Source organism: Ruegeria sp. AG1 (assembly GCF_056541705.1).
Window position 1 is genome coordinate 105,013 of record NZ_JBQFYU010000005.1, and the last position, 12,516, is coordinate 117,528.

Here is a 12,516-nt window from a genome sequence, read left to right on the forward strand (position 1 = left end):
TGTTCGCGCCAGCCTGCGCTTGTTAGCACTTCGGAATAACAACCCTCCGAGGCCCCTATGGCACGACCTTTCCCTCCGATGCAGACCGTCTCAACTGGACTGGTAGTCGCCATTGTCGGGTTCTTCAGCTCATTTCCCATCGTGCTGCAAGGGCTGGCTGCAATGGGCGCATCAGCTGCCCAAGCAGCCTCGGGCCTGATGACCGCCGCGATTGCCATGGGGCTGGCCGCGATTGTTCTCAGCCTGCGTTACCAGCAACCCATCAGCGTGGCCTGGTCCACCCCCGGAGCGGCGCTGCTGGCGGTTTCAGCCACCCCTGCCGCAGGCTTCTCAGGCGCAATCGGAGCCTTCCTCTGCGCCGGAGCCTTGACGATTCTAGCCGGGCTTTGGAAACCACTGGGGCGTCTGGCCGCTGCGATCCCGACCACTCTGGCACAGGCAATGCTCGGCGGTGTTCTTTTACCCCTTTGCATTGTCCCGTTCAAAGCAGCTGTTGAGCTACCTTGGCAGGCACTGCCCGTGATCCTGACATGGTTCATCGCCGGACGTCTGAACCGGCTGTTTGCCGTTCCCGCAGCCGTCGTAGCCGCAGCTCTCGTGGTAGTGTTCAGCGCCGAAGGTGCATCCGTCCGGCCCGAGGCTTATCTGGCCGCGCCCGTCTGGACGATGCCCTCATTCCCACTTGCGTCAGCTATCGGCATCGGCCTGCCGCTGTTCGTCGTCACAATGGCAACCCAAAACATCCCCGGCATCGCCGTGATGCGCAGCTTTGGCTACACGCCCGCGCCCGGCAAGCTGTTCTCTTCCGTCGGGGGGGCAAGCATGTTGTCGGCCCCATTTGGAGCCCCCGCCACCTGTCTGGCGGCCATCACCGCCGCGATGTGTTCGAACGGAGACAGCCACCCAGACCGTAGTTTGCGCTATTGGTCTGCAATCATGGCGGGCGTGTTCTACTGTGTCTTCGGTATCTTTGCTGTGGCGATCACAGGCTTTGCCGCCCATGCCGACCCGCTGCTGATGGGTACGCTGACCGGCGTGGCCCTGATTGGCGTTATGGCCAACGCCACCTTCGCAGCACTGGAAATACCCGCAGAACGCGAAGCCGCGATCCTGACCCTCGCCATCACGGCCTCAGGGATCACGGTGTTTGGTCTGGGCGCTGCGGTCTGGGGCTTGATAGCTGGGGGCGTCGCCTACCTCTTGACCACCAAGCTGCGATGATCCCTTTCTCCCCACGCCTGAAAAAGCTATCCTGCACTCATGTTCGGATCGCTTGGAAAACTGGTGGAACGCCAGATCAAGAAGGCTCAGGCCGAGGGTCAATTACAGGGTCTTGAGGGCGAAGGTGCGCCTCTGCCCGATCGCTCGGGCGAAGCGCAAAGCGATCCCGCCATTGCGGCCGGTCATCGGATCATGGCGCAAGCCGGGGTACTGCCCGAGGAGTTCGACATCAAAAAACAGTTGGACGAGGCCCGTAGACAGTATGCTAGGCTAACTGATCCCGAGGCCCGCAAATCCATGATGTCAAAGATCGCCGATCTCGAAATGCGCTACAACATGGCCCGAGACGCGCGGCGCGCCTTCATGCGGTGATCACTTGAACTCGGGCTTTCGGCCTTGCATCTGCGCCATCACGACCTCCATCTGATCAGGCTTTCCAATCAGATCCACCTGTTCCGAGGACTCGGCCAGCAAAACATCGGCGCGCGGATTAGTTTCGGCAAAGTCGATGAGGCGCTTAGCGGCACGGATGGCCGAGGGGCTTTGTGAGGCGATGTTTTCAGCCAAGGCAAGTGCTTCGGTCTGCGGATCATCGGACAGCTTGGTGACCAAACCCCACTCGGCCGCCTGTGCAGCCCCAATGGGACGCGCTGTATAAGTCAGCAGCCGCAAAACGTCTGAGCGGACCAGTTTCGGAAGCAGAACCATGCCACCCATGTCTGGGATGATGCCCCATTTCATCTCCATCACTGCAAGTTTCGCCTCGGGGTGGGCGATGCGGATATCCGCGCCCAGAGCAATTTGCAGGCCGCCCCCATAGGCCGCGCCTTGGATTGCGCAGATTACAGGAACAGGGATGCGCCGCCAGATTAGGGCCAGTTCTTGCATCTCATTGGCGTCCTCATGGCTGCGGGTCATCAGCCATTCGGTCGGGTCCATATGGGCCATTTTCGCGAAACTCGCCATGTCGAGACCGGCGCAGAAGCTTTTGCCTTCACCCGATAGGACAACAGCGCGGGCGTCCGAGGCGGCAACCTCTTGCCCGGCGGCCAGCAGCGCCTTGATCATCGCCTCGTCCAGAGCATTCATCTTGTCACCGCGCGTCAGCGTGACATGAGCGATGTGATCCTTGTAATCGACAGATACGCGCGCCATTCCGGACCTCCTTGTTTTGCAGTCTTGATAAGACTGCCCCGAATGTGAGTGTAGTTCCACCGCGACGTTGAGGCATGTCGAGGCTCGGGCTTGCAGCAACCCGCACGGTGGGCTTATCTGCGCCTATGACCAAACCTCGCTACACATCGCTCGCCCAATCCCTGCCCGCAACCGTCCCGTTTGTGGGGCCGGAAACGCAGGAGCGCCAACGCGGTGCCCCCTTCAAGGCACGGCTTGGTGCGAATGAAAGCGTGTTTGGCCCCTCGCCTCGTGCCATCGAAGCGATGCAACGAGCTGCCGGTGAGATTTGGATGTACGGCGACCCCGAGAATCACGATCTGCGCCATGCGTTGGCCGCACATCACGGTGTTGCCCCCGAGAATATCGTGGTGGGCGAAGGCATCGACGGGCTATTGGGCTACCTGGTGCGGCTGTTAATCGAGCCGGGCGATGCGGTTGTGACCTCTGACGGGGCCTATCCCACCTTTAACTACCATGTAGCGGGCTTCGGAGGAGAGTTGCACAAGGTTCCCTATCGCGACGATCGTGAAGACCCTACCGCTTTGTTTGCCAAGGCCGCAAAGGTGGATGCCAAGCTGGTCTATCTGGCCAACCCCGACAACCCGATGGGAAGCTGGCATTCGGGCGCCGATATCGTTGTCGCGCTGGAAGCTCTGCCCGCAGGATGCCTGCTGGTTCTGGACGAGGCTTATGTCGAATGCGCGCCTGACGGCACTGCTGCGCCTGTTGCCGCTGATGATCCGCGCGTGATCCGGATGCGGACATTCTCCAAGGTGTATGGAATGGCCGGGGCGCGGGTTGGTTATGCCATCGGTGCCCCCGAATTGATTGCGGCGTTCAACAAGGTGCGCAACCATTTCGGCATGAACGGGGCGGCACAAGCCGGAGCACTAGCCGCGCTTGAGGATGGCGACTGGCTGTCAAAGGTGCAGGCTCGGATAGCTGAGGCGCGGGTGCGTATTGAGCGTATTGCGCAGGCCAACGGTTTGACCCCGTTGCCTTCGGCCACGAATTTCGTTGCGATTGACTGCGGGCGTGACGGGGTGTTTGCGAAGGCTGTTCTGGACTCGCTGGTCGAACAGGGTGTGTTTGTGCGGATGCCATTTGCGGCCCCGCAGAACCGCTGCATCCGGGTAAGTTGTGGTGGAGAGGCAGAGATGGCGGCTCTCGAAGCGGCCCTACCATTGGCGTTGGCGCTGGCTCGAGCGTTATAGGGGGGCTGTCTGCCCCCCATCGCGCCAAGGCGCGATTCCCCCCGAGGATATTTTCGGCCAGATGAAGAGGCGGATCAGTACTATGTGGCCAATGTGGCGGCGGCGGCCTCCAGCGCGCCTTGGCCGCGGGGGATTTCGAGTGCCGCCATGGCGGTTTCGATGCCGCCCAGCATCGCCATGATCATCTGAGCATTTACATGGCCCATGTGGCCCAGGCGGAAGCAACCGTCCCAGTCCTCCATCCCCAAGCCGATGCCCAGCGTCAGACCAAGCTGGTTTTCGGTGTAGTCGCGCAGCGGCGTGCCGCGCCCCTCGGTCAGGCGGAGGGCGGTGACCGCGTGGCTGCGATGGGTCGGGTCGGTGACGTTGAAATGAAGCGCTCCGCTTTGCGCCCAGACATCGCAGGCGGCCCAGATGGCTTTGGCGAGGCGCTCATGCCGGGCCCAGACGTTTTCGAGCCCCTCACCGTGGATCAGGTCCAGCGCGGCGCGCAGCCCGTAGAGGTGATGAGTGGGCGCGGTGCCGTTAAAATACTGATAGAACAGCTCGGGGTTGGCGCGCGGTTGCCAATCCCAATATTGCGAAACGCGGGGCATTGCAGCACGTTTCGCCTTCGCTTTGTCGTTGAAGAAGACAAAGCCGGTGCCCGCCGGGGTCATGAGGCCCTTCTGGCAGGCTGTCACGGTGACATCGACTCCCCAAGCGTCCATCTCGAACCGGTCGCAACCCATCGAGGCGATACAGTCGGCCATTAGCAACGCTGGGTGGTTCAAGTCATCCAGCAGGGCGCGCAAGGCTGGAATGTCATTTCGGATCGAGGTGGAGGTATCCACGTGGACGGCAAGCACAGCTTTGATTTTGTGCTCATTGTCGGCGTTCAGAGCCTCGGCGATACGGTCGAGATCCCAGGGTGAAGACAAGCCGAAGTCTATCAGGTCGATCTTTGCGCCGATCCCCTCGGCCATCTCGGCCCAGCCATGGGTAAAACGACCCGAGGCTGGGGCCAGAACGGTTTCTCCGGGGGCGATCACATTCGACAGCGCGGCCTCCCACGTGCCGTGGCCGTTGGCGATATAGATGGCGACGTTGTGCTGGGTTCCGGCCACGCGCTTTAGGTCCTGAGTCAGCGCGGGCATCATCTCAATCAACGCGCCATCGTAGATGTTGGGAGACGGGCGGTGCATAGCCTGCAGCACCGCGTCGGGCATCACCGAAGGGCCCGGAATGGCCAGATACTCGCGCCCATGCACGAGGGAGGTTTGGTTTGTCATGAGGGTAACCTGCTTAACTTGTGGCCTACCCTAGCGTTTCGCCTTGCGGCGTCAATCCGTCAGGTGGGTCGCCTCACGCGCAAGCGCTTCGATCCCGGACCAGTCGCCCTCTTGAACCATCTGCTTGGGCGCGACCCAGCTTCCACCGGCGCAGGCCACGTTGGACAACGAAAGGTAGTCGCGGGCATTTGAGGGCGATACGCCCCCTGTGGGGCAGAAGGTGATCTGCGGCAGAGGTGCCCCTATCGCTTTGAGGGCCGGCGCGCCGCCCGAGGCCTCGGCAGGGAAAAATTTCAGCATGTCATAGCCCTTTTCCAGCAGGGCCATCACCTCACTCGCGGTGGCCGCGCCAGGCAGAAGGGGCAGGCCTTCGGCTTCACAGGCGGCGATCAGGGCATCGGTTGCGCCAGGCGAGACGCCGAACTGCGCGCCCGCCTCTTTGGCGGCGCGGACGTCTTCGGGAGTGACCAGCGTGCCTGCGCCCACGACGCCTCCGGGCACAGCGGCCATGGCACGGATCACGTCCAGTGCCGCAGGAGTGCGCAGAGTGACTTCGAGCGCGGGAAGACCGCCTGCGACCAGCGCCTCGGCCAAGGGGCGGGCGTGTGCGGCGTCATCGACAACCAGCACCGGAACGATGGGGGCCAGCGCGCAGATCTCGCGGGTGCGTTGGGTTTTGGTCATGGGTTAAACTCCGAAAATGCTGGCACCTGTGTCGGCGGACCCGACATTCTGGCGGAAAGCGCCGAAAAGGTCGCGGCCGACGCCGTGCTGGTTGGCAGACAGATCAGCAGTCGCTGGGCTGCGGTCGAGGACGCCGGGTGTGAGGATTTCCAGCTCACCCTTTACGGCATCGACGCGCAGTAGATCGCCGTCTTGCAGATAGCCGATGGCACCACCGTCCAGCGCCTCGGGGCAGACATGGATGGCGGCGGGAACCTTGCCCGACGCACCAGACATGCGGCCATCGGTGACCAAAGCGACTTTTTGGCCTCTGCCCTGAAGGATCGACAATATCGGCGTCAGCGAATGCAGCTCGGGCATACCGTTGGCCTTCGGGCCCTGGAACCGAACAACGACGATGACGTCATCGGTGAACTCTCCGGCCTTGAAAGCGGCTTTGACGTCGTTCTGGTCGTGAAACACACGGACGGGCGCTTCGACCACGTGGTGCTCGGGGGCCACGGCCGAGACCTTCATGACGCCCGTGCCCAGATTTCCGGTCAGGCGCGACAGGCCACCTGTAGGCTGGAACGGGTCCTTGGCCGGGCGCACAATCTTTTCATTCAGGCTGTGACCCGCGCCGTCTTCCCAGACCAACTCGCCGTCTTTCAGCTTGGGTTCTTTGGTGTAGTTGTGAAGCCCCTGCCCCGCGACGGTCAGTGTGTCGGGGTGCAACAACCCATCGTCCAACAGCGTGCTGATGGTAAAGCCCAAGCCTCCGGCGGCGTGGAAGTGGTTCACATCGGCCAGACCGTTGGGATAGACCCGCGCGACCAGAGGAACCACTGCGGAGATATCCGAGAAATCCTCCCAATCCAGCACAATTCCGCCCGCGCGCGCCATGGCGATCAGGTGGATCAGCAGGTTGGTCGACCCGCCCGTGGCCATCAGGCCAACGATACCATTGACGAAGGCGCGTTCGTCGAGGATCTGACAGACTGGTGTGTGGTGATTGCCCAACGCGCTGAGAGACAGGGCGCGGCGCGCGCCTTCTTCGGTCAGGGCATCGCGCAGAGGCGTGTTGGGGTTGACGAAGCTGGAGCCCGGCAGGTGCAGGCCCATGAACTCCATCAGCATCTGGTTGGTGTTGGCGGTACCGTAGAAGGTGCAGGTGCCGGGGCCATGGTAAGCTGCCATTTCAGCCTTCATCAAGGCGTCCCGACCCACTTCTCCGGCAGCGAATTGCTGGCGGACCTTGGCCTTTTCGTCGTTGGGCAGACCGCTGGTCATCGGACCAGCCGGCAGGAAGACGGCCGGCAGATGGCCAAAGGCCTGCGCGCCGATGATCAGGCCGGGCACGATCTTGTCGCAAACCCCAAGAAACACCGCCGCGTCATAGGTGTTGTGGCTGAGAGCCACGCCCGTCGCCAGCGCGATCACATCGCGCGAGAACAGCGACAGTTCCATCCCCGCCTCGCCTTGGGTCACGCCGTCGCACATGGCGGGAACCCCGCCTGCGACCTGCGCTGTACCGCCTGCCGCGCGGATCGCCTGACGGATCAATTCGGGATACCGCTCGAACGGTTGGTGGGCCGAGAGCATGTCGTTATAGGCGGTGACGATACCAAGGTTTCCAGCCGTCCCGGTTGCCATCGAGTTTTGATCCTCACCGGCACCGGCATAAGCATGCGCCTGACCGCTACAGGACAGATGCGCACGGGCGGGGCCTTTGGATTTGGCCTGTTCCATCCGCTCAAGATGCGGGCCACGCAAGTCGGCGCTGCGGTCCATGATCCGTTTGGTGACGTCCGAAATAACTGTATTGACCATGATTACCCTCCGATCTGACGCCAGCGGCGTCCATCGCGATGCATCAGCATCAATGCTTCTTCGGGCCCTGAACTGCCCTGATCGTATTTTGCGGGCTTGTCGCCATGCTCTTCCCAACCGCGAATGATGGGATCAACCCAGGCCCAGGCGGCCTCGGCCTCATCCCCGCGCATGAACAGGGTTTGATCGCCGCGGATCACGTCCATGATCAGGCGTTCATAGGCGTCAGGCGATTGCGCGCCATCGCCCAGCGCATCGGCAAAGCTCATGTCGAGCGCCACGTCGGACAGACGGAACCCGCCCTGCCCCGGTTCCTTTATCGTGGTGCGCAGAGTGATGCCCTCGTCCGGCTGCAGACGGATCACCAGAACATTGCCGTGCAGAGGCCCCACATTGGGGAAAATCGTATGCGGCGGGTCGCGGAAAAACACGGCGATCTCAGACTCGCGCGCCCTCAGGCGTTTGCCGGTGCGTAGGTAGAACGGCACCCCCGCCCAGCGCCAGTTGCCTATATGAGCCTTGAGCGCAATGAAGCTTTCGGTACGGCTGGCGGGATCGCCGACATGATCGAGATAACCGTCGCCGCCCTTATCTGTGCGATACTGACCACGCGCGATATCCTTCGGCTCGACAGGTTCGAGCGCTTCGATCACCTTGACCTTTTCATCGCGCACCGCGTTTGGCGCGAATTTCGAAGGCGGCTCCATCGCGGTCAGACAGAGAAGCTGCACCAGATGGTTCTGGATCATATCCCGCATCGCGCCGGATTGGTCGTAGTAAGCACCGCGCCCTTCGACCCCGACAGTCTCGGCCACAGTGATCTGCACGTGATCGACATGGGTCGCGTTCCACAGCGGCTCGAACAGCGAATTGGCAAAGCGCAGCGCCATCAGGTTCTGCACAGTTTCCTTACCCAAGTAGTGGTCGATCCGGTAGATTTGATGCTCTTCGAAACAGGCGCGTAGCCCCTCGTTTAGTGCCTTGGCCGAGGCCAGATCATGACCGAAGGGCTTTTCCACCACGATCCGACTGTCAGGCGTGGCAAGCCCGTGATCATTCAGACGCTGTGCAATGCCTGAGAACAGGCTGGGACCCACAGACAGATAAAAAGCCCGCACCACGTCAGGCCTCAAGGCTTTGGCCAGATCAGACCAGCCCGCATCGCCCAGCGCATCCACCGGCACATAGTCAACATGCGTCAGAAATCGATCCAGAGTGTCCTTGTCGTAGCTTGGCGCGAATTTGTCCATCGACGCGCGCAACTGGTCACGAAACCCGTTACTGTCCATATCGGACCGGGCGGTCCCGATGATCCGCGCATCCTCCGGCATTTGGCCCATTTCAAACCGGTGATACAGCCCTGGCAAGATCTTGCGCTGCGCCAGATCGCCCGTCGCGCCAAACAGCACGAGGTCGAACGGGTCTACCGGGATGACGCGTGAAACCATGATCAGCTTCCTTTTGTGCTTCCTGCCTCAAGAAGCAGAATCTCAGTCGCGATGGGGGTCGCTGGTGCGACCACGAATGTTATCGCTAACATTTCCACGGTTGGATACGGAACCTTGAAATAAAAATCAAGCCCGGAATCCCCAATAGGCCGACTGATGGGTCACGTTTGAGACCGCAACCACTCCATAACCGCCGGGCGCACGGATTGCTCACCGCGATGACGTGCATCCGCGATGATCTTGCGGACGTCCTGCAGGTTCGATCTCAGCAACAGGCTTTTGACTGGGCCGATCGAAGCCGGACGCATGGACAAGGTGCGGATACCCATCGCCGCCAAACACAGCGCCTCAACCGGGCGACCGGCGTCCTCGCCACAGAAACTCAGCGGCGTATCCGAGATGTTGCAGCGTTCCACGATCCGTTCGATGAAGCTGAGGAAGCTGACGTTCAACGTGTCATATCGACGTCGCACCAGCTCGTTTTCGCGGTCGGCGGCAAAGAAGAACTGTTTCAGGTCGTTGCCACCGATCGAGATGAAATCCACCTCGTCAAAGAACTTTTGCGGTGAGAACGCCAGCGACGGCGTTTCCAGCATCGCCCCCACTTCGAGCGTTTCCGGCAGGATATGGCCAAGACGTTTTTCACGCTCGATGGTTTTGTTGACCTCCCAGCGAGCCTCGCGGAACTCCTCGGCCTGTGCGACAAAGGGGAACATGATGGTCAGCGGGCGACCATTGGCAGCGCGCAACAGGGCCTGCAACTGCATCCGCATCACGCCACGCTTGTCCAGACCGACACGGATCGCACGCCAACCCAGCGCCGGGTTCGGTTCCGCCACGTGCTTCATGTAGGGTAGAACCTTATCCGAGCCGATATCGAGAGTCCGGAACACAACTCGTTTTTCTCCGGCCGCGTCCAAAACCCTCTGGTATTGGGTCACCAGCTCAGACCGTTTCGGCATCTGGTTACGGATCAGGAATTGCAGCTCGGTCCGGAACAAACCAACCCCTTCCGCGCCCGAGTTCCCGAGCGAGGGCAGATCGGCCATCAGGCCCGCATTCATCGCCATGTTGATCCGCGCGCCATCCTGCGTAACGGTTGGCGTTTCCCGGATCGAAGCATAGCGCTCCTGCGCTTTGGCCTGCATCGCGATCTTGTCGCGAAACGCGCTGACCACAGAGTCTTCGGGGCGCAGATGGACGACGCCATTGTCCCCATCAACAAGGATGTGGTCGCCGTTCAGAGCCTCTGTCGTGATCCGCCCGACATGCACGACCAATGGGATCGCCAATGCGCGGGCAACAATCGTGGCGTGGCTGCCGACCGAGCCTTCCTCGAGCACGATCCCCTTCAGAGACCGTCCGTATTCCAGCAGGTCTCCGGGGCCGATATTGCGGGCGATGAGGATCGGATCGGGCGGCAGATCGGCGCTGTCAGTCTTACCCTGTCCGGTCAGGATACGCAGCAAACGATTGCTGAGGTCATCCAAATCCGCCAGCCGTTCCCGCAAATAGGGATCGGTCACCTGCCCCATACGGGCACGGGCCTGCGATTGCTCTTTCTCGACCGCAGCCTCGGCGCTGAGGCCGAGGGCGATGTCTTCCTCCATCCTCCGCATCCAGCCCTTGGAATTGGCGAACATACGGTAGGCTTCCAGAACTTTCAGTTGCTCTTTGTCACCGTTCTGCGAGATTTCGAGCATCTTGTCGACGCCGACGCGCAGCTCCTCGACCGCCTCATTCAAACGCTCGCTTTCACGGTGCGGGTCTTCGGCAATCGGGTTGGTCACAACAACGCGCGGCTCATGCAGCCAGACATGTCCCTCGGCAGACCCTTCCTGCGCCGGACCGCCGGTCAATTGCACTGATTGCTGGTGCAAAGGAGACAGCGCCGCGCCTTCACCTACGAACGCGCCCAGTTCGGCCATCTCAGCCAGAACCATTGCCACCACTTCCAGCGCATAGATCTCATCCGCGGAGAATTCACGCGCGTCACGGGACTGCACCACCAGAACGCCCAGTTTCTGACCGAGCCGCTGTACCGGCACCCCGAGGAATGAGGAAAAGCGCTCCTCGCCCGTTTCCGGCATGAACCGGAACCCTTTGGCTGCGGGCGCATCCGCTGTGTTAACCACCTTGCCGGATTTGGCCACCCGGCCCACGAGACCTTCGCCCAAACGCATCCGGGTCTGGTGAACCGCCTCGGGCGATAGGCCCTCGGTCGCGCAAAGCTCAAGTGTTTCTTCGTCACGGAACAGGTAGATCGAGCAGACCTCGCAACGAATGCTATCGGCAATCAGCTGCGTGATGCGGTCGAGACGCTCCTGACCGGCTGCCTCGCTCGCCATTTCCTCGCGCAGCCGAACCAGCAGCTTGCGGGATTCTGTTTCCGTACCGTCCGCCATGGCCCAACCCAATTAGTGCGTCAGGCGAAACCTTTGGCTGATCAGCTTAGGCCGCCTTGTCCAGTTCAAAGGCATCATGCAGTGCCTGAACAGCAAGTTCCATGTATTTCCTGTCGACGAGGACGGAAATTTTTATCTCAGAGGTTGTAATGACCTTGATGTTGATCCCCTCATCCGAGAGAACCTTGAACATCTTGGCCGCAACACCCGATTGCGATCGCATGCCGATGCCCACCACCGAAACCTTGCAAACGTCTTCGTCGGCCACCAGCTCGGCATAGTTCAACTCACCCGCATCCTTGATCGCCAGCAGCGCCTTTTCAGCCCGCGCGACCTGATCGGTCGGGCAGGAGAAGGTCATGTCCGTACGCCCTTCGTCCGAGATGTTCTGGACGATCATATCCACATTCACGCCCTCATCGCTGAGCGCAGTGAAGATGATCGAGGCGATGCCGGGGCGGTCGGCCACGGAAACGACGGTCATCTTGGCTTCGTCACGGGAATAGGCCACACCGGCCACAACATTGGATTCCATGATATCCTCCTCGTCGCAGACCAGCGTACCGGCCTCGTCGGATTGTTCTTCGAAACTTGAAAGAACGCGCAGTTTCACCTTATAGCGCATCGCCAGCTCGACCGAGCGGGTTTGCAGCACTTTCGCGCCTAGCGACGCCAGTTCGAGCATTTCCTCGAACGAAATCCGATCCAGCTTGCGTGCCTTTTCGCAGATACGCGGGTCGGTCGTGTAGACGCCATCGACATCCGTGTAGATATCACAGCGCTCGGCCTCGAACGCGGCAGCAAAGGCCACAGCAGTCGTGTCCGAACCGCCACGGCCCAGCGTCGTGATCCGGCCTTCGGGGCTGATGCCCTGGAAACCGGCAACCACGGCCACTCTCATGCCTTCGCCGAACTTTTGGTTCAGGTTGTCCGTCGGAATTTCCTCGATCCGGGCCGAGGAATGTGCACCATTGGTCAGTAGAGGCACTTGCCAGCCCTGCCAGCTGCGCGCCGGAATTTCCATCTCCTGCAACGTCAGCGCCATCAGACCTGCGGTGACGTTTTCGCCCGATGACACCACAGCATCGTATTCGCGGGCGTCGAACAGTGGCGAGGTCTCGTTCACCCACCCCACCAATTCGTTGGTTTTGCCGGACATGGCCGAAACGATGACGATGACGTCATAGCCCTTTGCCACCTCAACGCCGATACGTTTCGCCGCGCGGCGGATGCGGTCAAGATTGGCAACCGATGTGCCACCGAATTTCATCACGAGTACGGGCATGGG

Annotated in this window: 10 protein-coding genes; 3 read left to right on the forward strand and 7 right to left on the reverse strand. The window is 61.2% G+C overall.

What is annotated here, in order from left to right:
- Positions 1-57: 57 nt before the first annotated feature.
- Positions 58-1,221, forward strand: coding sequence for a benzoate/H(+) symporter BenE family transporter (locus ACR0B5_RS08835; protein ID WP_480539995.1), 1,164 nt, complete (start codon positions 58-60; stop codon positions 1,219-1,221).
- Positions 1,222-1,260: 39 nt separating this feature from the next.
- Positions 1,261-1,593, forward strand: coding sequence for a DnaJ family domain-containing protein (locus tag ACR0B5_RS08840; RefSeq protein ID WP_480539997.1), 333 nt, complete (start codon positions 1,261-1,263; stop codon positions 1,591-1,593).
- On the opposite strand, the gene ACR0B5_RS08845 is transcribed toward ACR0B5_RS08840, so the two are convergent.
- Complete coding sequence (locus ACR0B5_RS08845) at positions 1,594-2,376, reverse strand: crotonase/enoyl-CoA hydratase family protein (protein ID WP_480539999.1); 783 nt, start codon at positions 2,374-2,376, stop codon at positions 1,594-1,596.
- Positions 2,377-2,501: 125 nt separating this feature from the next.
- Here ACR0B5_RS08845 and ACR0B5_RS08850 point away from each other — a divergent pair, with 125 nt between their 5' ends.
- Positions 2,502-3,611 carry a pyridoxal phosphate-dependent aminotransferase gene (locus ACR0B5_RS08850; protein WP_480540001.1) on the forward strand — a complete coding sequence of 370 codons (1,110 nt, stop codon included), beginning with the start codon at positions 2,502-2,504 and terminating at the stop codon, positions 3,609-3,611.
- A gap of 80 nt (positions 3,612-3,691) precedes the next feature.
- On the opposite strand, the gene ACR0B5_RS08855 is transcribed toward ACR0B5_RS08850, so the two are convergent.
- The 6 genes from ACR0B5_RS08855 to ACR0B5_RS08880 all read right to left on the reverse strand — a co-directional run bounded on the left by ACR0B5_RS08855 (position 3,692) and on the right by ACR0B5_RS08880 (position 12,513).
- Positions 3,692-4,882 (reverse strand): pyridoxal-phosphate-dependent aminotransferase family protein, encoded by a 1,191-nt coding sequence (locus ACR0B5_RS08855; protein ID WP_480540003.1) that lies wholly within the window; start codon positions 4,880-4,882, stop codon positions 3,692-3,694.
- Positions 4,883-4,933: 51 nt separating this feature from the next.
- Positions 4,934-5,566 (reverse strand): bifunctional 4-hydroxy-2-oxoglutarate aldolase/2-dehydro-3-deoxy-phosphogluconate aldolase, encoded by a 633-nt coding sequence (locus ACR0B5_RS08860; RefSeq protein WP_480540005.1) that lies wholly within the window; start codon positions 5,564-5,566, stop codon positions 4,934-4,936.
- A 3-nt stretch (positions 5,567-5,569) separates the two neighbouring features.
- Positions 5,570-7,375 carry a phosphogluconate dehydratase gene (edd, locus tag ACR0B5_RS08865; protein ID WP_480540007.1) on the reverse strand — a complete coding sequence of 602 codons (1,806 nt, stop codon included), beginning with the start codon at positions 7,373-7,375 and terminating at the stop codon, positions 5,570-5,572.
- Positions 7,376-7,377: 2 nt separating this feature from the next.
- On the reverse strand, positions 7,378-8,823 hold the full coding sequence (zwf, locus tag ACR0B5_RS08870) for a glucose-6-phosphate dehydrogenase (RefSeq protein ID WP_480540009.1): 1,446 nt from the start codon (positions 8,821-8,823) through the stop codon (positions 7,378-7,380).
- A 161-nt stretch (positions 8,824-8,984) separates the two neighbouring features.
- Complete coding sequence (ptsP, locus tag ACR0B5_RS08875; protein ID WP_480540011.1) at positions 8,985-11,228, reverse strand: phosphoenolpyruvate--protein phosphotransferase; 2,244 nt, start codon at positions 11,226-11,228, stop codon at positions 8,985-8,987.
- A gap of 46 nt (positions 11,229-11,274) precedes the next feature.
- Positions 11,275-12,513 carry an aspartate kinase gene (locus ACR0B5_RS08880; protein WP_170377908.1) on the reverse strand — a complete coding sequence of 413 codons (1,239 nt, stop codon included), beginning with the start codon at positions 12,511-12,513 and terminating at the stop codon, positions 11,275-11,277.
- Between the last annotated feature and the right edge of the window lie 3 nt (positions 12,514-12,516).

Coding starts and splice junctions, on each gene's coding strand:
- ACR0B5_RS08835 (WP_480539995.1), top strand. CDS start 58: ATGGCACGACCTTTCCCTCCGATGCAGACCGTCTCAACTGGACTGGTA.
- ACR0B5_RS08840 (WP_480539997.1), top strand. CDS start 1,261: ATGTTCGGATCGCTTGGAAAACTGGTGGAACGCCAGATCAAGAAGGCT.
- ACR0B5_RS08845 (WP_480539999.1), bottom strand. CDS start 2,376: ATGGCGCGCGTATCTGTCGATTACAAGGATCACATCGCTCATGTCACG.
- ACR0B5_RS08850 (WP_480540001.1), top strand. CDS start 2,502: ATGACCAAACCTCGCTACACATCGCTCGCCCAATCCCTGCCCGCAACC.
- ACR0B5_RS08855 (WP_480540003.1), bottom strand. CDS start 4,882: ATGACAAACCAAACCTCCCTCGTGCATGGGCGCGAGTATCTGGCCATT.
- ACR0B5_RS08860 (WP_480540005.1), bottom strand. CDS start 5,566: ATGACCAAAACCCAACGCACCCGCGAGATCTGCGCGCTGGCCCCCATC.
- edd (WP_480540007.1), bottom strand. CDS start 7,375: ATGGTCAATACAGTTATTTCGGACGTCACCAAACGGATCATGGACCGC.
- zwf (WP_480540009.1), bottom strand. CDS start 8,823: ATGGTTTCACGCGTCATCCCGGTAGACCCGTTCGACCTCGTGCTGTTT.
- ptsP (WP_480540011.1), bottom strand. CDS start 11,228: ATGGCGGACGGTACGGAAACAGAATCCCGCAAGCTGCTGGTTCGGCTG.
- ACR0B5_RS08880 (WP_170377908.1), bottom strand. CDS start 12,513: ATGCCCGTACTCGTGATGAAATTCGGTGGCACATCGGTTGCCAATCTT.